Raw genomic sequence first — 26019 nt, 5'->3', positions numbered from 1 at the left:
CCGTCATTCCATAGTTTCTATTCTTGTCCTAGGCTTATACACAATCCCAGCAGTTCTTTTCCTTAAATTGTCATGCTCGTCTTTCACTACTCACCTTTCCTACTTCATAGCACAACAACAAGCCTGTATACAGATTGCAGCAACAATCTATACGCAGGCTTGTCCTCGTACCTCCTTATTCTGTTTTCTGCTCTATCAGCTTTCGCTGTGGTGGGTTAAGTATAGAGCGCAACCAGAAGCCACTAACCCCCGAAATCACGCCGGAACGCAACGCACCATGGTAAACAGAAACAAGTTAAGGTAAAAAAGGTCAAGCCGCGCAAACCCGCATGAAATCAGGATTTTTTCTGGTTACAAACATTATTTCACAGGTTCCATGGACGGTAACAACAACTCTTTTCCCAAACATCTTCGGCAGCCATGCAAAGAACGCTGGTCCTTCGGCGTGGATGTGCACCACATCGTATTTTCCAAATGCACTATAAAGTGCCGCAAATGCGGAGGAGCTGACCGCAGCAAGTCCGCGCCGTTCAATGGTCGGAACAGACTTCTGACGGATTCCCTCGTACTCCGTTTTACCAGCATCGTCATATTCTGCACCACTCACATGATGGCCTGCTCTGTTGTAGCAGGTCACGTCACAACCATTCTGTGCCATTCGGGTGCAGAGCTCTTTGACAACGATCTCTACTCCGCCTTCTCTTGATAATCGCTTCTGTCCGAACATTGCAATCGCAAGTTTTTTACTCATAAATCTTTCCCACAATCCCACTCAATTTCTTCATCAATATCTCGGCCAACACAAAGAGCGGATAGGCTCGTACACCTGTCCGCCGGCAGTCACCCCACCCTCATGGTCGAGATTTCTTTCTGGATGGCATTGCTGCCGCTCAGAAAGATCAGTCGTTCATTCTTCGGGTAAGGAAATATGAACTTCTGGTTGCGGAGCCTTTCATTCTCTGCCGTACCCTTGTCCCTATTATGACAGCCGCGTATTGTTTCACAGGTTCCATACGGGTTCTGTATTCTCCGCAATCGAATCCATTTCACCCGCTTTGTCCTCTGGATTTCCAAATTTGATTTTATGTTGTTTTTGTACCACAATAACCCCGGACGATCTTTCGCCCAGGGTATCTCATCCATGTGATTTAATTCTGCGCAGTTTCTCTGCTCGAAAGTACAGATGTTTTTCTGTTCTCCCACTCACCAAAAGCATACTTATTTCCCCCAACCGCAACTCAGGAGATTTCGTTCTTTGAGTAACCTTTCGATACCAACTTTCCACCAATTTCAGCCTGTTGTTATCAGTATTATTTTAGCATGTTTTCTTCTTGCATACAATACTTCGTTGCACTATCGTTGCTCATTTTACGGATAAGATTTCAGTCTATTTTACGCATTTTCTTGCTAAAATACCCAATTCGTCAAGAGATTTCCTTTTTCATCTATTGCCTGTTTTAATTCTTCGACAAAGCCTCTTTTCCTTTGACCAAAAATCAACGTTACCCCTCATTTTTTCATTCTTTCTGTATTTGCCTTCTCACCGCCATTACTATTCGAATTTATCCATCCAGCCTGAAAAAATGCATATTTTCTCGCATAAACAAATCAACCATTGTCCAGACAAAAAAGCAGCAATCCAGAATTCCGCAAGCAAAAAAACACCCTTCCTCTCACGGAAATCCGCAAAAAGAAGGGTGTTGAACTCGTTATCCTGTTGTCGTACCGATCACAGCATGTTCGTATCAGCAAAGCCAATACTAGTTGTCATTCAGCACGGCACCTCAAGCACTTTTGAGCGTAGAGCTGTGATTAGCAGTTCTCAGCGAAGTACTTAATGGTACGGACCATCTGAGAGGTGTAGGAGTTCTCGTTGTCGTACCAAGACACGACCTGAACCTGATAGGTGTCGTCGTCGATCTTAGCGACCATAGTCTGGGTAGCATCGAACAGAGAGCCATAACGCATGCCGATGACATCAGAAGAAACGATCTGATCCTCGTTGTAGCCGAAGGACTCAGAAGTAGCAGCCTTCATAGCAGCATTGATGGACTCCTTGGTGACGTCCTTGCCCTTGACGACAGCAACCAGAATGGTGGTAGAGCCGGTGGGAACAGGCACACGCTGAGCAGAGCCGATCAGCTTGCCGTTCAGCTCGGGGATGACCAGGCCGATAGCCTTAGCAGCACCGGTGGTGTTGGGAACGATGTTCTGTGCGCCAGCACGAGCACGGCGCAGATCGCCCTTGCGCTGAGGACCATCCAGGATCATCTGGTCGCCGGTGTAAGCATGAACAGTGGTCATGATACCGGAGACGATGGGGTAGGTCTTGTTCAGGGTGTTAGCCATGGGAGCCAGGCAGTTGGTGGTGCAGGAAGCAGCAGAAATGACCTGATCCTCAGCGGTCAGGGTCTTCTCGTTGACGGAGAAGACAATAGTCTTCAGATCGTTGCCTGCGGGAGCAGAGATAACAACCTTCTTTGCGCCAGCCTGGATGTGAGCCATGCTCTTCTCCTTGCTGGTGTAGAAGCCGGTGCACTCCAGAACGACGTCAACGTTCAGTTCGCCCCAGGGAGCATCCTTTGCATCCTTAACAGCGTAGATCTTGATTTCCTTACCGTCAACAATGATGGAGTCCTCGGTAGCCTCGACAGTGTGCTTGCCTTCGCCGATCTTGCCGCAGAAAGAACCCTGAGCAGTATCGTACTTCAGCAGGTGAGCCAGCATCTTGGGGCTGGTCAGGTCGTTGATTGCGACGACCTCGTAACCCTCAGCATCAAACATCTGACGGAAAGCCAGACGACCAATACGACCGAAACCATTGATAGCAACTCTAACAGCCATGTTAATAGTACCTCCTAATTATTTTACCCATAATCGGATAAATCACGGTATCTTTATTTTAGACCAAAACGCAGAAAGTTTCAAGTGTCTGCCAAAAAATTAACAAGACATTTCCATCATTTTTTGCTTTTGTACGATTTTGCTTCCTTTCACTCGCCGGTTTTGGGCAATTGCACCAACGGAGTGCCAGTACTTTTGTCAGCTCTGTCTGTTCAGGCAGGCTGCAGCGCACACGCCGCCAATGCCGCCCACACAGCAAAGGCCCAGCCCTGCAAAAAAGTCAGGCATCACAGCAAGGCCCATACCATTGCCTGCCAGCAGCGCAAAGCACTGGGGCAGCTGCCAGCACAGGCCCAGCGCAAAGGCGGCAAGCCCGGCTGCACACAGTGTTCTGCCATTGTCCGGCTGCGGGATATGCAGTGCCCGAGCCAGTGCTGCCAGAAACACCAGCACTGCCAGCATCTGCCACACTGCAGCTGTCGGCTGCACCCGGTGCCAGCTGGAGCTGTTCTCCATAAAGCGCATCAGTACGTTCCAATAGAACAGCAGGCTTCCTGCAACGGCAAGGTACAGCCCGCCGAAGGGCTTCTTCCACGCGTCAGGGCTCAGCCAGCAGCGGCCCATCGTGCTGAGCCACACAGAGCACACGCATTCCAGAATACACCGCACAAAGCCGCCCAGACCGGAAGCTGCACCCAGCGCGATCTGTGCACCCGCTGCGGCCAGAAAACATACTGCACCGGCAAACGCCAGCACACCGGCCAGCGGCCTGCGGCTGCGCACCGCTTCAGAGCGGGAAGGCTGTGTACGGCCCACGAGCACTGCAGCCAGTACCACAATACCCAGCGCCAGATAACGCCACCACACCGAGCCCACCAGACACAGGCCGGTAACGGCATCGGTGCCAAAGGCCAGATCTGCCGCGCGCAGCACGCCCAGCAGAGCACTCAGGATAAAAACGAACAAAACAGAAGGATTCATCAGCGTTCCTCGATCGGCTTATATTTCTGGCGCACGCCCAGATACTTGTAAGCGGGGCGAATGATGCGGTTGGCGAATACCACCTCTTCCACGCGGTGTGCACACCAGCCGGGCACACGGGCAATGGCAAACAACGGGGTGTAGATATCCTCGGAAATGCCCAGCATATTGTAGATCAGGCCGCTGAACAGGTCCACGTTGGCGCACACCGGCTTGGTGCTGCCCTTTTCCTCGGCAAAGATGCCGGGGGCCAGCCGCTCGATGCTGCACAGCATGTTGTACTCTTCCTCAAAGCCCTTCTCGTAAGCCAGATGGCGGGCACGCTGTTTCAGGACCACCTCACGGGGGTCGCTGATGGTATACACCGCGTGGCCCATGCCGTAGATCAGACCGGAGCCATCGCCCGCCTGCTTGCGCAGGATGCGGCGCAGATACTCGCGAACTTCATCGTCGTCCTCGGGGTTTTCAACATGCTTGAGGATATCCTTCAGCTGACGGTTCACCATCAGGTTGGCACCGCCGTGCTTGGGACCCTTCAGCGCACCGATGGCCGCCGCGATCGCAGAGTAGGTATCGGTGCCGGAGGAGGACAGCACACGGGTGGTAAAGGTGGAGCAGTTGCCACCGCCGTGGTCGGCGTGCACCAGCAGGCACATATCCAGCAGCTTTGCTTCCTCGTGGGTGAACTTCTGATCCGGACGGTAGGTGCTCAGGATGTGCTCCGCCGTGCTCTGGCCGGGCTTGGGCAGATGGAAGAACATGCTCTGCTTATCGTAGTAGCGGCGCTTCATCTGGTATGCGTTCACCATCATGGTGGGCATGCTGGCGATCAGATTGATGCTCTGGTTCAGGATATTCTCCAGGCTCAGATCCTCGGCGTGCTCATCATAAGAGTAAAGGCCCAGCACGCAGCGCTGCATCTTGTTCATGATATTGGGCGAGGGGGCGTTCATGGTGTCCATGAAGCCTTCCGGCAGGGCGCGGTGCTCTGCCAGGATCTCACAGAAATCATCCAGCTGCTCCCGGTTGGGCAGGCTGCCGAACAGCAGCAGCCAGATCACCTCTTCAAACACAAAGCGGTCGTTGCGGTAGGCCTCGTCCACGATCTCGTTGATGTTGACGCCGCGGTAGATCAGCTTGCCGGGAGTGGGGATCACATGGCCTTCCTGATCCTTCTTATAACCCACAACGTCACAGACATTGGTCAGGCCAGCCAGAACGCCGGTGCCGTCCGGGTTGCGCAGGCCGCGCTTGACGCCCAGACGCTCACTCGTCTCCGGGTCGATGTAGTTATTGGCCACATATTCCTCACACAACGTCCGCATCGTGTTCTGGTCCAGTGCAGCCACTTCTGAATGTGCAAAATTCATACGGGGGATTCTCCTTTCGTCCTATTTCTTATACTTTCCCGCCCATCCTCTGTGATGGGTATAATTCTATGATATCGCTTTTGAAGAGTAAATTCAAGCATCAAGTGCATCATCTGGCACACAAACTGCCCGCTCATCACCTTTTTTGGCTTGCGCTGCAAAAGACGTTCTCCCTGTTTCGCATCTTTTTTCAGGGTGTATCCGGTATTCTGATTTAAAAAACACCGCTGTCGGAGGGGTTTGGACTATGAAAAAGTTATTTCTGCTGATCTTTGCAGTCCTGCTGGTTCTGGGCAGTGCTCTGCCTCTGGCCGCCTACCGGGTCACGCGGGCTGTGCTGGGCCATACAGCGCCTCTGCCCGCAGCATCTTCTGTGCCTGAGCTGCCCACATCGCAGCCAAAAGACCTTCCTTCCGCAGACGCCGAAACCTTTCCGGTGGAGGATCAGTCCGCCGGAAAGGTAGTGCAGCTCTCCCGCCGGGAATACGTTCTGGGGGCTGTCGCCGCCGAAATGCCGGTCAGCTGGCCGGACGAGGCACTCAAGGCACAGGCTGTTGCTGCCCACACCTACGCGCTCTACTGCCGGGATCATGCCGCCCTGCAAAGCGGTGCATGGCTCACCGTTGATCCTGCCCGGCGTCAGGGCTGTCTGACCGAACCGGTGCTGCGCAGTTACTGGGGCACCGCCTACGAGCAGAACTATGCCCGGCTCTCGGCCCTTGTGGACGAGGTCCTGAACGATCTTCTTTTTTACGATAACGCCCCCGCCTGCACCAGCTATTTTGCCATTTCCAACGGCCGGACAGAGGCCAGCGAAAATGTGTGGGGCACCGCCCTGCCCTATCTGATCCCGGTGGACAGCGGCACTGACCTTTCCGCTGATAATTATCAGTATACTGCTGTATTTTCTGCCGCGCAGGTGCAGCAGGCTTTTTCCGGCCTTGGCATCACGGCCGATCTCACCGCACCGGAAAGCTGGTTCGGCCCGGTCGAACAGACCTCCTCCGGTTACACAAAATCGCTCACCGTCTGCGGACAGACCGTTTCCGGCACAGCCCTGCGTCAGGCACTGGGTCTGCGCAGCACCTGCTTTACCGTGCAGTACCAGAGTGGAAACTTCAGCTTTACCACCCGGGGTTACGGCCACGGCGTGGGCCTGAGCCAGTGGGGTGCAAAGGCCATGGCAGAGCAGGACGCAGACTATGCGGATATATTAGCGCATTACTACCCCGGAACACAGCTGCACAGGATGGGGTCGTAACGGGAAACTCAATTTCATGAAGCAGATGCTGCTTTCCGTTCCGACCCTTCCCGTGAAAAAGTAAATCGGCAAAGCCCGCAGGCTTTGCCGATTTACAAGTACAAAAATTTTTCCGCTGATATGCTCAGAGCGGAGCGCATTTTAAATGGTTCTACTCAAACCCGCACCATATCCGGCGTGATCTCCGCCAGAGAATGTGCACCGCACATCTGCATGGTGTCAGCCAGCTCACCGGCCAGCTTGTCGATGTAGCACTTCACGCCCTCTTCGCCGCCGCCATACACAGCCGTAACGAACGGTCGGCAGATCAGCACGCCGTCTGCGCCCAGCGCCAGTGCCTTGAACACATCCACACCGGTGCGGATGCCGCCGTCCACCAGCACCTTCACGCCGGTGCCCTTGAGGGCTGCTGCGATCTCGGGCAGCACCTCGGCAGTGGCAGGGCACTGGTCCAGCACACGGCCGCCGTGGTTGGATACCACGATGGCAGCAGCACCGGCTTCCTTTGCCTTTTGTGCGCCTTTGACCGTCATAACGCCCTTGACGATAAAGGGCCGCTCGGCCAGCTTGACGATCTCGGCAAGCTCTTCCACGCTCTTGCTGCCTGCCGGAGGAGTCATGTTCTTCAGGAAGGGCAGACCGGCGGCGTCCACGTCCATGGCCATGGCAAAGCAGCCGCTGGCCTTGGCCTGCGCCATTTTTTCCTTGATGGTGTCGATGTTCCAAGGCTTGATGGTGGGCACACCGCAGCCGCCTGCCGCGCCGATGGCCTTGGTGGCCATTTCCATCACGGTGGGGTTGGTGCCGTCACCGGTAAAGGCCGCGATGCCATTTTCTGCACAGGCGCGCACCAGAACATCGTTATAGGTCATATCGGTGTAGGCTTCGGAGTAGTGCAGGTTCACCGCACCCACCGGGCCTGCAAAGAAGGGGTACTTGAAGCTTTTGCCAAACAGCTCCACGTGGGTGTCCGGCGTGCCGCCCTCACACAGGGTGTCCATGTTCACACGGATCTCGGCCCACTTATTATAATTGCGGATGGCGGTATCGCCCACGCCCTTGGCACCGGGGCCCGGGATCTGGTTTTTGCAGGCCACGCCGTTGCACACCGGGCAGGCCTTGCAGTATTTGCCAATGCACTCACGGGCATTGGCCAGCACTTCAGGATAAGTCATAAGAAAGCATCCTCCTTTTTTATTCCACTCTGCGGCCGCAAAGATTTCCCGCCGCAGTACTCTCCTGCTTCATCATAGTCCGGTTCAACCGCTTCGTCAAGGGCTTTTGCTGCATCCCTGAATTTTTTGCCGTTTTTTGCCTGCACAGAGATGTCGTTTTGAAAAAAACATTTTTTTCAAAAAATCCTTGACAAAAGCGGTTCTTTCAGGTATTATAGTGTGGCGCTGCGGCGCACAACCGAATATGGAAAGATGGCTGAGTTGGTCTAAGGCGCACGACTGGAAATCGTGTAACGTGTCAAAAGCGTTCTGGGGTTCGAATCCCCATCTTTCCGCCAGAAATCCGGAACCTTTGGGTCCCGGATTTTTTGTTTTATCGGCTCATTTTTCATTTTAAAAAAAGTGCTTGACAAATGCGCACCTTTCAGGTATTATAGTAGAGCGCTGTGACGCACAACTGAATATGGAAAGATGGCTGAGTTGGTCTAAGGCGCACGACTGGAAATCGTGTAACGTGTCAAAAGCGTTCTGGGGTTCGAATCCCCATCTTTCCGCCAGAAGTCCGGAACCTTTGGGTTCCGGACTTTTTGTTTTATCCGGCTTCGCTTGACTTTTGCCTGCCGTTCCGCTATGCTGAATAAAATATCTTCTCACAAAAGGAGGATTTCTTATGGCATCTTCCCGCAAAAAAAAGCGCGGTGTCGGCCGCGTGGTACTGATCCTGATCCTGTGCCTTGCCCTGATCGCAGTGATCGCCGTTACGGTCGGCTACAGTCTGGTGGCCCGCCGCGTGAAAGCCCTGCAGGCCGGCGCGGCATTCACCTTTGATTACGAGGCGGTATCCACTGCCGATTCCCCCGCCCTGTACACCATCCTGCAAAAAACCGGCTCCACAAAGGGCACAGTCAGCGGCCTGTACGCGCCGGACGCTCTGCAGCTGAGCATCACGGCCCCGGGCGCGGTCATTCCCGCCGACCCGCTCACCCGCGTGTACGTCAGCGGCAGCGAGACATTATACGATGTGGGGCAGTTGTACAAGAACATCCGCTCCTCCATCACCGGCAGCTACCCGCTGACAAGCTTTCTGATGCCGGACTGGACCCTTGGCAATTATATCTCGCAGGCCCAGCTGGCCAGCCTTCTGGGCGTTGGTACCGAGGCCACCAGCCTGCAGGACATGACTGAATTTGAATTGCCGCAGAAAAAGCCGCAGCGCGTGCAGCCGGAAGGTGCGCTGGACGGCTACCTTTACTATCAGCTGGACACCGGCGACACCAGTGCTTCTGCCCCGGTGCTGGTCATCGGCTTTGAAAAGAGCAAATTCTTTGAGGATCCCCTCCCGGTACACATCCTGCTGACCATCCCGGAGCATCAGGTCCGCATCCAGCTCACCGGCACCGTAAGTGCCCAGACTGTGGTGCTCACCGCGCCCACCTCCCGCATGAAGGATGAGGACATTCAGACTCTGGTGCAGATCCGTGATACCATCCAGAGCGTGCTGCAGTTTGTGCAGAGCACTGCCGACAGCATGCAAAAGGCAGGCTGACCATAGATCAGCACGCAAAATCCGGAACCTTTTCAGGGCCACTTCCGGAATAAAAGCAGCAGCGCCCGCCGGGCTTGAACCTCTCGGCGGGCGCTGCTTTTATCGTTTTTGCCGTCCGCGATCAGACGGTCTCTTTTTTCTTGCGGGGTGCGCACTTGCGCTTGGGCTTCTCCGCAGCAGGCTTTTCCTCTGCAGCGGTCTCTGCCTTTGCAGGCTCAGCCTTTTCCGCTGCCTTGGCGGCAGTCTTTTTGGCTGCGGTCCTGCGGGCAGGCTTTTCTGCGGGTGCAGCTTCTGCCTTCACCGTTTCTTCCGCTTCGGCGGTCTTAGGCTCTTCTGCCTTGGCGGCAGCCGCCTTTTTGGTGGTCCGGGGCTTGCGGGCTGCAGGCTTCCTGGCCGGTGCCTTTTCCTCTGCCGGAGCTGCTGCAGCTTCCGCAGCGGGTTCTTCAGCCTTCTTGACGGCACGCTTTGCGCGCTCCTTTACCTCGGCAATGGTCCACAGCTGATCGTCTGCACCGGGCACTTCCTGCCAGATCTGCAGCACCGTGCCCACGTCAGCGCCCATACCGACTGTATCCACGCACTTGCCGCCTGCCCAAGAAGAGCGCAGGCGCACCTTGCCTTCCGGGGTGGGCTGGACCGTCCACATCTGGGAGGTGCCGCCCACATCCTCCCACAGATGCAGCCATGTGCCGTTGGCAGTACCGGTCATGGTCAGGTCCAGCAGCTTGCCGGAAGCACGGTTGCGGATGCGGTAAACGCCGTCTCCCACACGGATGAAGCTCCACTCCTGCTCGGGCTTGTGCTCGTACTTGCCCAAGCGGACGGTGCCGGCTCCCTTGACGCCTTCCACAGCCTGAATGACATTGCCGGTGTGTGCGGCAATGGTATAGAAGTGATCCGCTCCGATCACAGTCTGTGCAACAGTTTTCATGATTTTTCCCTCCTATTGGAATTGCGGCAGCCGGGTCCTGCCTGCAGCCGCCTTTTGTTTACGCGCAGCCCGCATAAAATGCAGGCTTTTTTGTTCTCCTTATGGTAAATGATACCACATATCGTGATTTTCTACAAGCAAATCGACCATCCTTTAGCAAAACAGACAAAAAGAGACACTCTTTCCGCCTGTTTTTCTCCTGCTCGACCGTCTCTATGCGGCTCCTTTTGCGGTGCCGCACCTCTCGACTTTTTGTCGTACATGCGCTATACTATGTGCCAGCATCCCTTGCGCATCTGCCAAAGCTATCCGCCGCTCTGCTGCAGGGGCGGTTTTTTTCTCACCTTATACAGAGGGAGGCCCTTTCATGGCATCGAACGAGCTCAATATCCAGCAATACAAAAAAATGACCGAGACCCCCATCCCCAAACTGATTCTGGGGCTTGCCGCTCCCACGATCTTAAGCATGCTGATCACCAGCATCTACAATCTGGCCGACACCTTTTTTGTGGGCCAGATCTCCACCAGCGCTTCCGGCGCGGTAGGCGTCGCTTCCAGCCTGATGGCCATTATTCAGGCTCTGGGCTTTACGCTGGGCCACGGCTCCGGCACCATTATCAGCCGCAGTCTGGGCAGCAGGAACACCAAAGCAGCCACCCGGTTCGCTTCCACCAGCTTTTTCACGGCGCTGGCCGTTGGTGTGGTGCTGGCCCTCATCGGCCTTGCCACGCTGCCCGACTTCATGCTGCTGCTGGGCAGCACCGAGACCATCCTGCCCCACGCCTGCGCCTATGCGCGGCCCATCCTCATCGCGGCCCCGCTGATGATCTCCAGCCTCGTGATGAACAACATCCTGCGCTACGAGGGCAAGGCCAATTTTGCCATGATCGGCCTTGTGACCGGCGGCGTGCTGAACATCCTGCTGGACCCCGTTTTCATGTTCGTGCTGGGCCTTGGCACCGCCGGTGCAGGCATCGCCACGGCTCTCAGCCAGACGGTCAGCTTTTTCATCCTGCTGTCCATGTTCCTGCGGGGCAAAACGGTCAGTCAGTTCCGCCTCCATTCCGTCACCCGCGAAGCACGGGAATTCGGCATGATCCTGATCGGCGGTGCTCCCAGCTTTGGCCGTCAGGGTCTGAACAGCATCGGCGGCATGCTGCTGAACATCGCCGCCCGCAGCTATGGCGACGCTGCCGTGGCCGGTATGAGCATCGTTTCCCGCATCTTCATGTTCATCATTTCGGTCGTCATCGGCGTAGGACAGGGCCTGCAGCCGGTAGCCGCATTCAACTATGGTGCACGCAAGTTCCGCCGGGTGCGGCAGGCGGCCATCTTCACCATGGGTGCCGCCTTCTGTATGCTGGTGGTTCTGGTCGCCCTGTGCTGGGTGGACAGCGATGCCCTCATCCGCCTGTTCCGCGACGACCCGGATGTGACCGCCGTGGCCCTGCCTGCCTTCCGCTTCCAGTGTCTGGCCATCCTGTTGCAGCCGGTGATGGTGGTGGCAAACATGCTGTTCCAGAGCGTAGGCAAGGCCGGACGCGCCACCTTTCTGGCCTGCTGCCGTCAGGGCGTGTTCTTTATCCCGCTCATCCTCATCCTGCCCCGCACGCTGGGACTCATGGGCGTGGAGACCTGCCAGCCCATTGCGGATGTGTTCACCTTTATCGTCTCCCTGCCCTTTCTGCTGGCGTTCCTGAACCAGCTGAGCCGGATGGACGACGCCGAAAAAGCCAGATCCGCTTCCTGAACCGCTGTCATAAAACTGTAACCAGCAGCCGTGTTTTCCTGCAATGGAAAGCACGGCTGTTTCGTATTATAATTGAACTGGGAAATCAAGGAAGTCCCTGCTTTCTTCTCTGTGTACTGTTTCAGGCCTTTCAAAGGAGTGATCTTTATGAAGTGTACCGTTTCCCGCATCGGCTGCGCTGCCGCCTGCATGGCGCTGTGCCTTGCTCTTGGCTGCAGCTGCAGCGTGCTGCCGCCCGCTTCCGGCAAGCCTGCTGCGGCGGCTCCCTCTGTCCCCACCGACAAAAATGGAAATCTGCTTTACGACAGTTCCCGCCTGGATGACGGTCGGCTGCGGATGCTTTACGGTTACGACAGTTCCGGCAACAGCTGCACGGTGCTCTGCGGCGGAAAAGTCCTGTACCAGTCCCTCCGCAGCGAAAATGTAAGCCTTTTGCAGGATACCGTGACCGGTGAGACAGACTACTGGTTCCGCACCTGGGCCGATCCGGATGCCCGGTGCGGCCGCCGCAGCGGCCTGTTCGACAAAAGCGGCAGCGAAGTAATGGCCTTTGACGGCGAACAGAGTGCCACCTTGCAGAACGGCCTGCTGGTGTTGCATGAAAACACCGGCATCAACGAAGCCGCCCCCACCGGTGCCTGTCAGGTCATCGACCTTGCCACCGGCAAGAGCCTGCCGGTGCCGGAAGGCGCTTACAACTGCATCGTCTGCGGGGACTATCTGGTGTTCAACTGCTACGCCCGCCCGGCAGGCCTTGCCGAGGATGAGTGGGACGACAACATAAACCTGAACAGCTGGGTCATCGTCCAGACCCGGGACGGCACCCAGACCCTCCGTGCCGACTCCACCTATGCCTACAGGATCTCCTATTCGCCTGACGAGCTGGACGGCTGGGTGGAACTGGACACCTACACCGCCTCCGGTGCGCCCACCACCCAGACGCTCTACAACCCCTCCACCGGTGAAAGCTTTGCTGATCTCCAGAAGGTGTGCGGCAGCGGCACCGCCTGCTTCAAGACCAGCGATGGCCGCTATGAGCTGCGGGATCTCACCACCGTGGACCGCACCCTCATCGGCACCTTCGACGACCAGCCCAGCAGCTATTTCCCGGGCTATGTGGTCACGTGGCGCACGAGCGGCGACTTTGGCTATGACCTGAACGACCTTGTTACCGGTGAGGTGACACCGCTGTACGCTTCCAGCGTCATGGGCGACACCATCGCCCTTTACTACGAGGATGGCCGCCTGAAGGTGTTCAGCACCGCCACTGGCGACCTGATCACCGACACCGCCGTGGAGCCGGTGGACAACCAGCAGAGCGCCATGATGAACAACGAAGGCGACGGCTATGTCTGGCTGGAACTGCGGGATAACGACCGCTATGAAACTACCGCCACCCGCGTTTACGGTCCGGAGGGTCTTGTCTCCGATCTGACCCACCTGCAAAGCAAATACTATGCCCTGAACTACCTCACCACCACGCCGGAGGGCAGGCCGCTGTATTACGGCACCACCGAAGCCCCCAGCCGCAGCGGCTCGCTGTGCGATGTGCTGGATGAGACCGGCAATGTAGCGCTTGGGCTGGGCGATCTGGGCAGCTGCTACAGCTACTACGGCAACAGCCTGAACCAGCTGCCGGATCATGTATTTGTGGCACGCCGAGGCTTTTACTACGGCTGGATGGATACCGACGGCAAATGGCTTTACTGCCGCAGCATTTTCTCTTCCATCAATGCCGACGACGAAATGGGCTACTGACCCAATAGGAGGAACGCCTTATGAAAAATGCTAAAATTTCCCGCCGAAGCTTTCTGCTGGGCCTTGCCGCCTGCTCTGCCGCAGGCATCCTGACCGCCTGCAAGGGAGCTGACACCCCCGCCAGCAGCGCGTCCACCTCGCCGGAAGCACCCGCCTCTTCCGTGAGCGAGTTTGAACCCATCGGGCTGTTCTCGCCGGAAGAGTTTCCCAAGCTGGACGGCAGCACCGCCTGCATCCCGCTGATGGCACAGATGATGGCCGACACCACCGGCCTTGATCTGGAAGTAGCCCAGAGCGGCATTTCGGTCAGCACCACGGCCTATGCGTGGGAAAACTTTGGCCTGTACCCGGATGAGGAGTACACTGCCAGGATGCTGGTGGTCTACGAAGCACCGGACTACGTAAAGGAAGAATTGCAGGAGGCCGGTGCCCAGCTGGAACAAAAGCCCATTGGCCGGGACGCACTGGTGTTCATTGTGAATGAGAACAATCCGGTCCAGAGCCTGACCCGGCAGCAGCTGAAGGACATCTACGCCGGTAAGATCACCAACTGGAAGGATGTAGGCGGTGACGATCTTGCCATCGTGCCCTTCCAGCGGGGCGAGGACTCCGGCAGCCAGACTCTGTTCCGCAAGCTGCTCATTCAGGGCGGCGAACTGATGGACCCGCCCACCGAGCTGGCTCCCGCTGCCATGGGTGAGCTGGTGGACAGCATTGCCGCCTACAACAACAGCGCCAACGCCATCGGCTTCTCGGTGTATTACTACATCGACCAGATGTACTCCCAGCCCGGCCTGCGTCTGCTGGCCGTGGATGGTGTCACCCCTTCCAACGACTCCATCGCCAGCGAAAGCTACCCGCTGTGCAACGAGTTCTATGCCGTTCTCCATGCGGACGCTGCCGCCGACAGCCCGGAGCGTCAGCTCTACGATTGGCTGGACACCGCCGCCGGGCAGGACTGCATCAAAAAATCCGGTTATGTAGCGGTGGCACCCACCACTGCAGCGAACAGTGCCGTCTGATCTTCCAGCAATTGACAGCCTTCTGCATTTCTGTTACAATATTACACATAAATGTTGAAACTTTTTTTGCAAAGGAAGGCTCAGTATGGACAATTCCTCCTCCCATGTGGAAAGCCGCTGGCGCACCCAGCTGCGCAACCGCATCATTCAGGCCTCCAGTCTGCTGGAAATTTTGCTCTCCGGCCTTGTGCTCATCGGTCTGCTGCTCAGCGCTGTGCCGCTCATCAAGTGGATGCCCGGCCTGCTGTTTGACGGCAACGAAGTGGAGATCCGCATTTTTCTGGAGCGGAGCCTTGACATCGTGATCGGCATTGAGTTCATCAAGATGCTGGCCAAGCACAGCCCCGGCAGCAGTCTGGAAGTGCTGCTCTACGCCATTGCCCGCCATCTGGTGGTGGGCCATGACTCGGCAGTAGAAAACCTGCTCAGTGTGGGAGCCATCGCGCTGATCTTCATTGTACGCAAGTTCTTCTTTGTCCCAGCTTTCGGTGCCCACCTGCCGGACGGCCACCCGGCACCGGATCTTTCGCCCCGCCAGAGCGGCATCCCTGCCGACGAGGTTTTCTCCCGCCTGAAGGAGCACGTCAGAACGGAGGTCTCCGAGGCCATTCCTTCCGAAGAAGAGACTTTTGACGAGTACGATTTTGAGCAGGCCGCCCCGGAACCAAAATAACATAAACAAAAATGCCCCGCAGCACTGCCGGAAAACCAGCAGACTGCGGGGCATTTTATGATGCTTTATTTTTTATTGTGCTTTCCGAAGCGGTACTCTTTGCCCTCGCGGATGCGCTGGATATTGGCGCGGTGCATATAGATCACCATACCGGACATAAAACCGGAGCCAATGGCGCACACCAGCATATCACCGGCGGCATAGCCCTGCAGGGAACCGTAAATGATCGTCAGCACCGGGTAGAGTGCTGCCATGGTCACGCTGCCCAGCGACACCATACCGGTGGGGATCAGGCACACCAGAAAGATAATGGCCAGAAAAGGCAGCAGCACCGGCTGGATGGCCAGAATGGCACCCGCTGCCACCAGTACGCCCTTGCCGCCTTTGAAGCCAAAGTACAGCGGGTACAGATGGCCCAGCACTGCAAAGATAGCGGCCAGATAGACGCCCAGATACGGCGACACACCGGCGTCGGCAGGCAGAAGCTGGAACAGCCACCGGCCGATGCACACGGCCAGAACGCCCTTGAGCACATCGCCTGTCGCGGTCATGGCGGCAGCCTTCTTGCCAAAGGTGCGCAGCATGTTGGTCATGCCGGCTGCACCGCTGCCATGATTGCGCACGTCGTCATGATATACGAATTTGCTGACGAGGATACCGGTATCCACACTGCCCAGCAGGTACGCCTGCAGGATGGTGGCTGCGGCGATCAGGATCGTTTTCATCATTAAGACAGATGCCTCCTTTGCGGGCGCTTACACGTCCTTTGCGCCCACTTCGCCGGAGCCGCGCTCACGCACGACCAGACGGATGGGAGTGTGCTCCAGACCAAAGTTCTCGCGGATCTGGTTGATGATATACCGCTGATAGCTGAAGTGGAACAGCTGCTTCGAGTTCACAAAAGCCACGAACGTCGGCGGGCGGGTGGATGCCTGGGTCAGGTAGAAGATCTTCAGGCGGCGGCCCTTGTCGCTGGGCGGCTGCATCCGGGCAGTTGCACGGGCCAGCATCTCGTTCAGCACACCGGTGGGCACGCGGGCACCGTTCTGGCTGTCCACATCCCGGATGAGCTGCATGAGCTTGTTCACGTTGTAGCCGGTCTGAGCGGAAATGAAGATGATGGGTGCATAGCCCATAAAGCTGAAGCACTCGGCATAGCCGCGGCGCTGCAGCTCCATGGTGTTGGTCTCCTTGCCTTCCACGGCATCCCACTTGTTCACAACGATGATGCATGCCTTGCCCTGATCATGGGCGTAACCAGCCACCTTGCTGTCCTGCTCGGTAAAACCGACGGTGGCATCCACCAGGATCAGCGCCACGCGGCTGCGCTCCACGGCAGCCAGTGCGCGCACCACCATATAGCGCTCCAGTCCATCGGTGATGTTGCTGCGCTTGCGCAGACCGGCGGTATCGGTAAAGATGAACTTGCCATAAGCGTTATCCACCGGGGTATCGATCGCATCCCGGGTAGTGCCCGCCTCGTTTGCCACGATCATGCGGTTCTCGCCCAGAATGCGGTTAGTCAGGCTGGACTTGCCCACGTTGGGACGGCCGATGATGGCCACCGGGATACGGTCCTCTTCCACCACGGTCTCACTGAAATCGAGGTGGGCACACACGGCATCCAGCAGGTCGCCGGTGCCGTGGCCGTGCACGGACGAAATGGGCATTACCTCATCAAAGCCGAGGTTGTAGAACTCGTACATCTCCATGGGGGCCTCGCCCACCTTATCGCACTTGTTCACGGCCAGAATGATGGGCTTGTGGCTGCGGCGCAGCATGTGGGCCACGTCCTCGTCGGCTGCGGTCAGGCCGTCGCGCACATCCACAACCATAATGATGCAGTCTGCGGTGTCAATGGCGATCTCGGCCTGCTCCCGCATGTGGGCCAGAATGCCCTCGGTGGCCTTGGGCTCGATGCCGCCGGTATCCACCAGCAGAAATTCGTGGCCGTTCCACTCGCAGTTGGCAAAAATGCGGTCGCGGGTAATGCCCGGCGTGTCCTCCACGATGGCAAGGCGCTGGCCGCATAATTTATTGAACAGGGTGGACTTGCCCACGTTGGGGCGGCCCACCACCGCTACGATCGGTTTGCTCATAGGGGTTCCTCCTTTCTTACAACCCTCTCAGGCACGGCTTACGCCGCGCCAGCTTCCCCGAAAAGGGAAGCTTTTATCACTTCTGCCGAAAGATGCATAAAGCCTCGCCCTTCGGGAGAGGTGGCATCGCGCAGCGATGACGGAGAGGGTTTTCTTTTATGCTCTTCTTCTCCTTGCAATGTGCAGGCCGCTGCGCAGCAGGGCACGGGCTTCATCGCCGCCGGCTGTGGGCAGCACCTCCACCTTCACGCCAAGGCGCTGGGCCAGCTGGTCGATGGTGATGTCGTCCAGAAAGGTGTCTTTTTCCTCCCGCAGCATCACGGCGGGCACACCCAGTGTGCCGCTGGTCAATCTGCCCTCGCACTGGGCAATGATATCGGTCGCCGTCACAAGACCGGCCACCCCCACATTGCCGCCGAAGAATTTGTTCTTGATGGTGTGCACCGTCACCTCCACCATGGGATACTGGCGGTGCAGCTCGGCCATCATCTGGTGGATGAGCGGCGACGCCATTTCGCCCGTGACCACGTCCATCTTTTTGGTGCCGTAGATGCGGTGGGGCTTTTCCAGTTCGGCCAGAAATTCCGAAGCGTACAGGCGCATCATTCCCACACCGTTTTCCAGCTGGTCAAAGTCCTCGTAGAACTCCTCCGGCGGGATGGGCCTGCCTGCCTTGAGATACCATTCATCGCTGGGATAGATGATGCGCTTGCCATGGCGGCGCTTGCACTCATCGCCGAATTCTTCCATGATGTCGATGACCTCGGCACTGGTGGCTGCGTCGTAGGGCGTCTGCCGGAACAGCTTCTCGCGGTAGTCCGTCACGCCGCAGGGCACCGCAGCGATGCTCTGCACCATGGGGGTCAGTTCCAACAGGTCACTCAGGGTACGGCGCAGCTCGTCACCGTCGTTGATGCCGCGGCAGAGCACCAGCTGGCAGTTGACGGCAATGCCGCCCTCCACCAGACGCGGCAGGTACTTGAGCACCTCGCCGCCGCGCTTGTTGGCCAGCATCCGCACACGGAGCTGCGGGTTCGTGGTGTGCACCGAAATGTTGATGGGCGAGATGTGCATCTTGATGATGCGGTCGATCTCGTGGTCCTGCATGTTCGTCATGGTGATATAGTTGCCGAACAAAAAGGAAAGCCGCTCGTCGTCGTCCTTGAAATAAAGGCTCTCGCGCATTCCAGGAGGCAGCTGGTCGATGAAGCAGAACATGCAGTGGTTGGAGCAGGAGTGCTTCTGGTCGCCCAGATAGGTCTGGAAATCGCAGCCAAAGGGGCCGCGCTCCGTGCGCTGCACGTCCCACTCGCGGATGCCGTCTGCCACCCTTGCTTTCAGATGGAAGCTTTTGCTGTCGGTGTAGAAATCGTAGTCCAGACTATCGTTCAGCTCGTTCTCATCCACGCTCAGAAGTTCATCGCCTGCAGCAAGGCCCAGCGCTTCCGCTTCGCTGCCGGGGTCCACCCGTGCGATCTTCATTGCCACCGCATCCACCTCCTTTTCCTTTATAAAAGGTCTCTTTTCCGCACAAACGGCCGAGAGTTCGTTCTTTTTACAGAACAAGAAGGGGAAGGCATGCGCCCTCCCCTTCTGTACATAACACCATTATGCCACCAATTACGCGCAAATTAGGCCTTCTTGATGACTTCCTCGCCCTTGTAGTAACCGCAGTTGCCACATGCCTGGTGGGGGAGCTTCAGAGAGCCACAGTTGCTGCACTTGACCAGTGCGGGGGCCTCCAGCTTCCAAACATTGCTGCGACGCTTGTCGCGGCGGGCCTTGGAAAGATGTCTCTTAGGTACTGCCATATTTTTGCACCTCCTTGATGGGTTTATCAGTTCAGCAGTGATTTAAGGATTGCGAGCCTTGTGTCTACGGGAGCTTTGGCCTGCTCTGTCGGCTGACAGGTGCATTCCGCCTTCTTTTTGCCGCACACGGGACAAAGCCCGGCGCAGTCGGCACTGCAAAGCAGCACCGTGGGGATCTGGAACATAAATTCCTGGCTGAGCCATTCGTCCACATCCAGATGGCCTTTTTCGTCCAGCGGAAGATCGAAATCCGGATCATCCAGATCCCGTTCCTTGACTGTCCACTCCGTATCGACCGTCTCTTCCCGAACGACCGGGTCGAGGCAGCGGGCGCACTCTCCGTGCACCGATGCGTTTGCCCGCAGTGTCATCCGGATCTCTTTGCCATCCGTCTCTGCGTTGAACACGGCAGTGACAGGCTCCGGGATCCTTGCCCCGGCATAATCATGAGCAGATAAATCACACTGAAACTCTGCATGATAGGGTTGTCTGCCGGTGGCGATAAACTTTCTCAGGTCAAATTGCATAGTACACCTCTAAAAGGCTGCTTTGTTAGTATAGCGCCAAAGCACCCCTTTGTCAACACCAAAACAGGCAGAAAACCGAAAAAATTTATTTTTTCTTCGGTCTTCTGCCTGTTGCATAGAGTTCAGATTCCGAAATTCAACAGATCACTGGTATTTCTTCACGTTGTGGGGCAGAGCAGCCTCGTCAGCGCTGACCGTCACAGTCACCTTGACGCTGTCGCCTGCAATGGCAGCGATCTCGTCCAGCACGACGCCCAGACGGTTCAGATCGTGATCCAGCACCTTCAGGATGCCGTCGATGTACAGGTCGGTGATATCGTAGTTGCTTGCCATCAGGCCAGCAATGAAGCCGTACAGCATTTCGCCGCCGGAGATCTTGTACTCGTCCAGATCGATCAGACGTGCAGAAGAAGAGATGTCGTAGGTGAGCTTCATGCCCTTTTCAACGACGACCACGTTGCCCTTGGAGGTCTTGACCGCATCATTGATCTGGTCGATCATAGCCTTGGTCTTGCCGGAGCCCTTGGTACCAACAATCAGTTTAATCATAGTTCAGTCCTCCTGTATTTTCCACGCCTTGCGGCGGGAGATCATTGTCATTTACTTCAGCTTTGCTTCCAGCTCGGCAGTCAGGCCCTCGTAGCCCGGCTTGCCCAGCAGTGCAAACATGTTCTTCTTATAGCTCTCAACGCCCGGCTGGTTGAAGGGGTTGACACTGAGCAGGTAGCCGCTGCATGCACATGCACGCCAGAAGAAGTAGATCAGGTAGCCCACATTGTAGGCGGTCAAGTCGTCCACCTCGATCAGCACCTCGGGCACGCCGCCGTCGGTGTGTGCCAGAATGGTGCCTTCCATGGCCTTGCGGTTGACAACGCTCATGTTCTGGTTTGCCAGGAAGTTCAGGCCGTCAAAGTTGCCTTCCAGCGGGTCGATGAACAGATCCTGTGCAGGCTTCTTCACATCCACGATGGTCTCGAACATGGTGCGGGAGCCTTCCTGAATGAACTGGCCCATGGAGTGCAGGTCGGTGGAGAAGATGCAGCTTGCGGGGAACAGGCCCTTGTTGTCCTTGCCCTCGCTCTCGCCGAACAGCTGCTTGTACCACTCGTTCATCAGGGCGAAGTCCGGCTCGTAGCACTCCAGGATCTCCACGCTCTTGCCCTTGCGGTACAGGATGTTGCGGATGGCAGCGTACTTGTAGGCATCGTTGTCCTTGCCCAGCACGGAGAAACGCTCCATGGAGTCGGCAGCGCCCTTCATCAGGTCGTCGATGCTGATGCCGGCAGCGGCAATGGGCAGCAGGCCCACAGCGCTCAGCACGGAGTAACGGCCGCCCACGTCATCGGGGACCACGAAGGTGGGCCAGCCCTGTGCATCGGCCAGCTGCTTCAGAGTGCCCTTGGCACGGTCGGTGGTGGCGTAGATGCGCTTGTTGGCTTCTTCCACGCCCATTTCCTTTTCCAGCAGCTCACGCAGCACACGGAATGCCAGAGAGGTCTCGGTGGTGGTGCCAGACTTGGAGATGACATTGATGGAGAAGCGCTTGCCCTTGCACAGGTTGATGATGTTGTTCAGGTAAGTGGGGCTGATGCTGTTGCCGCAGAAGTAGATCTTGGGGCCGTTCTCCAGTTCATTGTGGAACTGGCCCTTGACGGCCTCGATCACAGCGCGGGCACCCAGATAGCTGCCGCCGATGCCGGCAACCACCAGCACATCGGAATCCTCGCGGATCTTGGCAGCTGCTTCCTTGATGCGGGCAAACTCTTCCTTATCATAATCGCGGGGCAGGTACATCCAGCCAAGGAAATCATTGCCCGGGCCGGTCTTTGCTTCCAGCTGGTTATGCGCGGCCTCTACCTGCGGGTAGATGGCTTCATATTCCTCTTCACTGATAAAACTGGAGAGGTGCTTGGTGTTCAACGTGACACTCATTTTATTATAACCTCCAAACGATTTGCAGGTTCTCAGCCCTGCGAGGAAATATCTTGGTATAAGTGTACCGTTCCCTCCGGGCAAAGTCAAGGTCAAAATCCTTGGATTTCATACAATTTTAATAGTGTTTTTTTGTTTCTTCATCCAGAATTGTTCACCCAGACAGTTCCATGCAGCCTGCCGCCGCGCCCTTTTGTACGCTGAAGCGTGCATTCAGTTATCCCGGCCGGTCAGCGCGTCCCACAGAAGGCCGAAAGCCGTGCCAAAATCCATTTTTGGCGCATCCGCCGCCGCGCGGATCTCGTATTCGCCCAGCAGCGTTTCCCCGCTCAGGACACGCACCGTGCCCACCGCCTGCCCCTGCTGCACCGGCGCGTCCAGCGCATCCGGCAGATCAGCCCGGGCGGTCAGGGCAGCGCTGCCCTCCTTGGGCATCAGCAGGGTCCCGGGCAGGGCAGCGTAATCCAGCGGCACGCTCTCCTCCGCGCTGCCTTTTACCTTTATAAGCAGCGGCTGGTCTTCCACTGCCGGCAGCGGCACGGCCCGGTAGGCCGCAAAGCCGTAGTCCAGCAGGGTGGTGGCTGCGTCGAACCGGTCGGAGCTGGAAGGTGCGCCCAGTACCACCGCAATCAGATTCAGCCCGTCCCGGGTGGCGCTGGCGCTGATGCACACCCCCGCACCGCTGGTGGTGCCGGTCTTGAGGCCGGTGATGCCGTTATACCGCCGCAGCAGCTTGTTGGTGTTCACCAGCTGGGTGGCACCGCCCCGCAGGGTGTCGGTCCAGATGCCGGTGTAGTGCAGCACCTCCGGGCAGGTGTTCAGGATGTACCGGCTCATCACCGCCACATCCCGGGCCGTGGAAAGGTGGCCCTCGGCGTCCAGTCCACAGGCATTGTGAAAGACCGTGTTCGTCATGCCCAGCTCTGCGGCGCGGGCGTTCATGCTCTGCACAAAGCCCTGCTCGCTGCCGCCCACCAGCTCCGCCACAGCCACAGCGGCGTCGTTGGCGGAGGACACGCAGATAGCTTTTATCATCTCGTCCAGCGTGAACTGCTCGCCGGGCTCCAGCCAGATCTGACTGCCGCCCATGTGGTAGGCGTGCTCGCTCACCGGCACCGGCGTGTCCATGGTCAGCTGTCCGTTGTGCACCGCTTCAAAGGTAAGCAGCAGGGTCATCACCTTGGTGATGGACGCAATGGGCATCTGCTGGTCGGCGTTCTTTTCGTACAGCACCGTGCCGGTCTGCTGGTCGATGAGACAGGCGGCGCGGCAGGGCAGTTCCAGCGCAGGCGGCTCTGCGGTAAGCTGCACCGGCCCCTGCGGCTGCACCGCCGTCTGCACCGCCGGGCTCTGCCGACGCAGGCCGCCGCCCTGTGCCGTGCCAAAGGCCAGCGCAAACAGCCAGAAGCACACCACCCCCGCGCACAAAAGCGCCAAGTTTTTTCGCTCCATTCCGGTCCCTCCCTGCGCAATGTCTCTTGGTGAGAGAGTATGCGGACAGCGGGCGCTTTAGAAGCCGTGTTTTCGCCCCATGCAGCATCCCGCGGCATCTTTTCAGGGATTTCTCATGCATTTTTCCCAAAAAGACTTGACTTTTGCCCCTCATATCGTGTAAATTGTAGATGAACCCAAGAGGGTCATTGCTTTAAAACTTGTGGAATCATTGTAGGAGGATACTACCAATGAACATTTCTCGTCGTTCTTTCCTGAAGCTCGCCGCTCTGTCCACTGCTGCTGTTGCAGTTTCCGCTTCCATGACCGGCTGCGCAACCGTCTTTACCCCCAACCTGACCATTGTTTATCAGGAGGAAAAGACCGGTGAAATTTACGCCTTTACCGGCACTGAGGCCAATGTCAAGGCAGGCGGCAAGATGTGGGAGAATGGTAAAAAGACCGTCCAGTCCAAGGAGCAGTTCTTCCTTGATCTGCTGAAGGATGTCGAGGGCTGGTCTGAAAGCGAAGAAGTTACAAAGAAGATCACTGCCGAGCTGGCAAAGGACTATAAGATGGATGGTAAAATGGTCACTGATGTCGAGCCCACGGTCAAGAGCACTGCCACCGCGCACACCATCACCTTTACCTTTAAGGTCAAAGAAAACGCATAAACTGTATTTCTTCAGGAGACAGGCTTTGCGGTCTGTCTCTTTTTGTTTGTGCTTAACTTTGGTCGTCTTACGCAAAAACGCTTGACTATTTTTACCAAAAACGCTACACTAAAGGTGGAATAGCCCACTCCGGGCTGTATTGCTTCAATTTGTGGAATGATTTTTATTTATTAGGAGGATACTACCATGATTCTGTCTCGTCGTTCTTTCCTGAAGGTCGCAGGTCTGTCCGCTGTTGCTGTTGCAGGTGCTTCCATGTTCACCGGCTGCAGCGTCAACAATCTCTTCTCCACCGGTGTTGTCTATTCCGCTAAGGAAGGCTCTGGCATCGATAAAGCACTCATCAAAGCGCTGAATGAGAACAAGTTTGCTAACGCTGTTCCCGGCCACTCCGATCTGTACTCCAACGACGATGCTAAATGCAAGAGCACTGTTCAGAACCAGCTGAATGGTGCTCAGCTGCTCTCTGATATCCCCGGTGCAAAGGATGTTGAGGTTGATACCGCTACTATCACCTTTAAGCTGAATGAGAAGGGCGAGAAGGTCGTTGAAAACGGCAAGCAGGTCTACGTTATCAGCGCTGTGCTGAAGAAGAAGACTTCCACCTCTACCAACGGCTGATTTTCCCACGCCATCCCATGAGAGACGGGCATTTGCCCGTCTCTTTTTGTTTTGCCCCGCCTGCGCATATCCGCTCTTGCACTGCATGGCCGCTGTGATATATAATAAAGAGTATTGCAAGCATCACCCCGTTTTTAGTCGAAAGGATACCCTCTCATGCGAGTTTGTTTTTATACCCTTGGCTGCAAGGTCAACCTGAACGAGACCGGCGCACTGGAACAGCTGTTCCGCGCCAACGGCTTCACCATTGCGCAGGAAGGTGAACCGGCCGATGTGTTCATCGTGAACAGCTGCACCGTAACCAACTTCGGCGACCAGAAAAGCCGCAAGTGGCTGCGCCGCAAAAAGCGCGAGAACCCCGGCGCGGTCACGGTGCTCACCGGCTGCTACCCGCAGGCCTTTCCGGAGGAAGCCGCCCAGTTCACCGAGGCCGACCTTGTGTGCGGCAACGGCGACCGCAAAGCCATTCTGGACAATGTGCAAAAGCTGCTGGACGGCCACGAGCGCATCGTTGCCATCACGCCTCATCAGCGCGGCGAAAAATTTGAGGAGCTGCCCGTGGAGCGGTTCGAGACCCACACCCGCGCCTTTATCAAGGTAGAGGACGGCTGCAACCGCCAGTGCGCCTACTGCGTCATCCCCCGGGCCCGCGGCCCGGTGCGCAGCCGCAGCGAAGCCAGCATCCTTGCCGAGCTGCGCCAGCTGGCCGCTTCCGGCTACCGCGAGGTGGTGCTCAGCGCCATCTCTCTGCCCAGCTACGGTCTGGACACCGGCACCAACCTCGTGGAGCTGGTGGAGCACTGCGCTCAGGTGGAGGGCATCCAGCGCATCCGTCTGGGCAGTCTGGACCCGGATATGCTCACGCCGGAGTTCATCACCCGCCTTGCCGCCGTGGAAAAGCTCTGCCCGCAGTTCCACCTGAGCCTGCAGAGCGGCTGCACCGCCACCCTGCGCCGGATGCGCCGTGTGTACACCGCCGAGCAGTACGCACAGGTGGTGGACCAGATCCGCGCCGCCTACGGTGCGCGCCCGGTCAGCTTTACCACCGACTGCATCTGCGGCTTCCCCGGCGAGACGCAGGCCGACTTTGAGGAGAGCTGCGAATTTTTGAAAAAGATCGGCTTTCTCAAGGTGCATGTGTTCCCCTACTCCCGCCGCAGCGGCACCCCGGCCTACGATTTCCCGGAGCAGGTGCACGAGCGGGAAAAGCAGGAGCGCAGCCGCGTGATGAACGGCATCGCCGAGGAGGTGCGCCGCGAGGTGCTGGCCGCCCATGTGGGCACCGAGGACGATGTGCTGCTGGAGACTCCCCTCTCCGGCACCCTGTTCACCGGCTACACCCGGCTGTACATCCCGGTGGTGGTGTCCGCCCCCGGCCATGTCAGCGGCGAGATCGTGCATGTACGCTTGGGCGAATACGACGGCGAGCGCGTCCGTGCAGCACTTTGCTGAGTTTACGCGATTAAAATTGTTGATTCTGTACACGAGGACAGATACAACAATTTTTTAACAAATTTTGCGTTTTATCCCTTTTCATCCGGCACGCTTTATGCTAAAATGAAAGTGGATCATCCCGGGCACAGCGCTGTTTGCAGCAGTGCGTTACCAATGTG

Annotated in this window: 23 protein-coding genes and 2 tRNA genes; 11 read left to right on the top strand and 14 right to left on the bottom strand. The window is 57.1% G+C overall.

The window, feature by feature from the left end:
* Positions 1 to 310: 310 nt before the first annotated feature.
* From MTP37_RS04545 to MTP37_RS04530, 4 genes are all read right to left on the bottom strand, one after another.
* Complete coding sequence (locus tag MTP37_RS04545; protein ID WP_396343998.1) at positions 311 to 751, bottom strand: glycosyltransferase family 4 protein; 441 nt, start codon at positions 749 to 751, stop codon at positions 311 to 313.
* Between the two features lie 1061 nt (positions 752 to 1812).
* On the bottom strand, positions 1813 to 2844 hold the full coding sequence (gap, locus tag MTP37_RS04540; RefSeq protein WP_005945602.1) for a type I glyceraldehyde-3-phosphate dehydrogenase: 1032 nt from the start codon (positions 2842 to 2844) through the stop codon (positions 1813 to 1815).
* A 198-nt stretch (positions 2845 to 3042) separates the two neighbouring features.
* Positions 3043 to 3825 carry a hypothetical protein gene (locus MTP37_RS04535; protein WP_249238388.1) on the bottom strand — a complete coding sequence of 261 codons (783 nt, stop codon included), beginning with the start codon at positions 3823 to 3825 and terminating at the stop codon, positions 3043 to 3045.
* Complete coding sequence (locus MTP37_RS04530) at positions 3825 to 5195, bottom strand: citrate synthase (protein WP_249238387.1); 1371 nt, start codon at positions 5193 to 5195, stop codon at positions 3825 to 3827. Before MTP37_RS04530 ends, MTP37_RS04535 begins: the two co-directional genes overlap by 1 nt.
* A 247-nt stretch (positions 5196 to 5442) precedes the next feature.
* Between MTP37_RS04530 and MTP37_RS04525 the strand changes: the two genes are divergently transcribed.
* The gene (locus MTP37_RS04525) at positions 5443 to 6456 is read left to right on the top strand and encodes a SpoIID/LytB domain-containing protein (RefSeq protein ID WP_249238386.1); all 1014 of its coding nucleotides are present in this window, start codon (positions 5443 to 5445) and stop codon (positions 6454 to 6456) included.
* 155 nt (positions 6457 to 6611) lie between these two features.
* Here MTP37_RS04525 and MTP37_RS04520 read toward each other — a convergent pair whose 3' ends face one another.
* Positions 6612 to 7631, bottom strand: a complete 1020-nt coding sequence (locus tag MTP37_RS04520; protein WP_249238385.1) for an alpha-hydroxy-acid oxidizing protein — start codon at positions 7629 to 7631, stop codon at positions 6612 to 6614.
* A gap of 246 nt (positions 7632 to 7877) precedes the next feature.
* On the opposite strand from MTP37_RS04520, the gene MTP37_RS04515 reads away from it, so the two are divergent.
* From MTP37_RS04515 to MTP37_RS04505, 3 genes are all read left to right on the top strand, one after another.
* A tRNA-Ser gene (locus MTP37_RS04515) sits at positions 7878 to 7969 on the top strand.
* A gap of 127 nt (positions 7970 to 8096) precedes the next feature.
* Positions 8097 to 8188: transfer RNA gene (locus MTP37_RS04510), tRNA-Ser, on the top strand.
* Between the two features lie 113 nt (positions 8189 to 8301).
* On the top strand, positions 8302 to 9177 hold the full coding sequence (locus MTP37_RS04505; protein WP_249238384.1) for a hypothetical protein: 876 nt from the start codon (positions 8302 to 8304) through the stop codon (positions 9175 to 9177).
* A 121-nt stretch (positions 9178 to 9298) separates the two neighbouring features.
* Here MTP37_RS04505 and MTP37_RS04500 read toward each other — a convergent pair whose 3' ends face one another.
* Positions 9299 to 10108, bottom strand: a complete 810-nt coding sequence (locus MTP37_RS04500; RefSeq protein ID WP_249238383.1) for an RICIN domain-containing protein — start codon at positions 10106 to 10108, stop codon at positions 9299 to 9301.
* A 367-nt stretch (positions 10109 to 10475) separates the two neighbouring features.
* On the opposite strand from MTP37_RS04500, the gene MTP37_RS04495 reads away from it, so the two are divergent.
* From MTP37_RS04495 to MTP37_RS04480, 4 genes are all read left to right on the top strand, one after another.
* Complete coding sequence (locus MTP37_RS04495; protein ID WP_249238382.1) at positions 10476 to 11858, top strand: MATE family efflux transporter; 1383 nt, start codon at positions 10476 to 10478, stop codon at positions 11856 to 11858.
* Between the two features lie 147 nt (positions 11859 to 12005).
* Positions 12006 to 13616, top strand: coding sequence for a DUF5046 domain-containing protein (locus MTP37_RS04490; RefSeq protein WP_249238381.1), 1611 nt, complete (start codon positions 12006 to 12008; stop codon positions 13614 to 13616).
* Positions 13617 to 13636: 20 nt separating this feature from the next.
* Positions 13637 to 14638, top strand: coding sequence for a substrate-binding domain-containing protein (locus tag MTP37_RS04485; protein WP_249238380.1), 1002 nt, complete (start codon positions 13637 to 13639; stop codon positions 14636 to 14638).
* 85 nt (positions 14639 to 14723) lie between these two features.
* Positions 14724 to 15311 (top strand): transporter, encoded by a 588-nt coding sequence (locus tag MTP37_RS04480; protein WP_249238379.1) that lies wholly within the window; start codon positions 14724 to 14726, stop codon positions 15309 to 15311.
* 65 nt (positions 15312 to 15376) lie between these two features.
* On the opposite strand, the gene plsY is transcribed toward MTP37_RS04480, so the two are convergent.
* The 8 genes from plsY to MTP37_RS04440 form a co-directional block, all read right to left on the bottom strand.
* Positions 15377 to 16039, bottom strand: coding sequence for a glycerol-3-phosphate 1-O-acyltransferase PlsY (gene plsY / locus MTP37_RS04475; protein WP_249238378.1), 663 nt, complete (start codon positions 16037 to 16039; stop codon positions 15377 to 15379).
* 27 nt (positions 16040 to 16066) lie between these two features.
* On the bottom strand, positions 16067 to 17410 hold the full coding sequence (der, locus tag MTP37_RS04470) for a ribosome biogenesis GTPase Der (RefSeq protein ID WP_249238377.1): 1344 nt from the start codon (positions 17408 to 17410) through the stop codon (positions 16067 to 16069).
* Positions 17411 to 17566: 156 nt separating this feature from the next.
* Positions 17567 to 18892: a DUF512 domain-containing protein gene (locus MTP37_RS04465; protein WP_396344073.1), complete on the bottom strand. Its 1326-nt coding sequence runs from the start codon at positions 18890 to 18892 to the stop codon at positions 17567 to 17569.
* A gap of 149 nt (positions 18893 to 19041) precedes the next feature.
* The gene (gene rpmF, locus MTP37_RS04460; RefSeq protein ID WP_005920250.1) at positions 19042 to 19221 is read right to left on the bottom strand and encodes a 50S ribosomal protein L32; all 180 of its coding nucleotides are present in this window, start codon (positions 19219 to 19221) and stop codon (positions 19042 to 19044) included.
* Positions 19222 to 19247: 26 nt separating this feature from the next.
* Positions 19248 to 19748: a YceD family protein gene (locus tag MTP37_RS04455; protein WP_249238375.1), complete on the bottom strand. Its 501-nt coding sequence runs from the start codon at positions 19746 to 19748 to the stop codon at positions 19248 to 19250.
* 144 nt (positions 19749 to 19892) lie between these two features.
* Entirely contained in the window at positions 19893 to 20297 is a 405-nt protein-coding gene (locus tag MTP37_RS04450; protein WP_249238374.1) for an ATP-binding protein, read from the bottom strand.
* Between the two features lie 51 nt (positions 20298 to 20348).
* The gene (locus tag MTP37_RS04445; RefSeq protein WP_249238373.1) at positions 20349 to 21680 is read right to left on the bottom strand and encodes a glucose-6-phosphate isomerase; all 1332 of its coding nucleotides are present in this window, start codon (positions 21678 to 21680) and stop codon (positions 20349 to 20351) included.
* Positions 21681 to 21893: 213 nt separating this feature from the next.
* Positions 21894 to 23132 (bottom strand): D-alanyl-D-alanine carboxypeptidase family protein, encoded by a 1239-nt coding sequence (locus MTP37_RS04440; protein ID WP_249238372.1) that lies wholly within the window; start codon positions 23130 to 23132, stop codon positions 21894 to 21896.
* A 230-nt stretch (positions 23133 to 23362) separates the two neighbouring features.
* Between MTP37_RS04440 and MTP37_RS04435 the strand changes: the two genes are divergently transcribed.
* From MTP37_RS04435 to mtaB, 3 genes are all read left to right on the top strand, one after another.
* Complete coding sequence (locus MTP37_RS04435; RefSeq protein ID WP_249238371.1) at positions 23363 to 23785, top strand: twin-arginine translocation signal domain-containing protein; 423 nt, start codon at positions 23363 to 23365, stop codon at positions 23783 to 23785.
* Between the two features lie 186 nt (positions 23786 to 23971).
* Entirely contained in the window at positions 23972 to 24406 is a 435-nt protein-coding gene (locus MTP37_RS04430) for a twin-arginine translocation signal domain-containing protein (protein WP_249238370.1), read from the top strand.
* Positions 24407 to 24562: 156 nt separating this feature from the next.
* Complete coding sequence (mtaB, locus tag MTP37_RS04425; protein WP_249238369.1) at positions 24563 to 25858, top strand: tRNA (N(6)-L-threonylcarbamoyladenosine(37)-C(2))-methylthiotransferase MtaB; 1296 nt, start codon at positions 24563 to 24565, stop codon at positions 25856 to 25858.
* Positions 25859 to 26019: the final 161 nt, after the last annotated feature.

The organism is Faecalibacterium sp. HTF-F, from assembly GCF_023347535.1.
In the GTDB taxonomy this organism is placed as follows: domain Bacteria; phylum Bacillota; class Clostridia; order Oscillospirales; family Ruminococcaceae; genus Faecalibacterium; species Faecalibacterium wellingii.
Note: the sequence above shows the minus strand (reverse complement) of the source record. Positions and strands in the feature narration are given on the sequence as shown.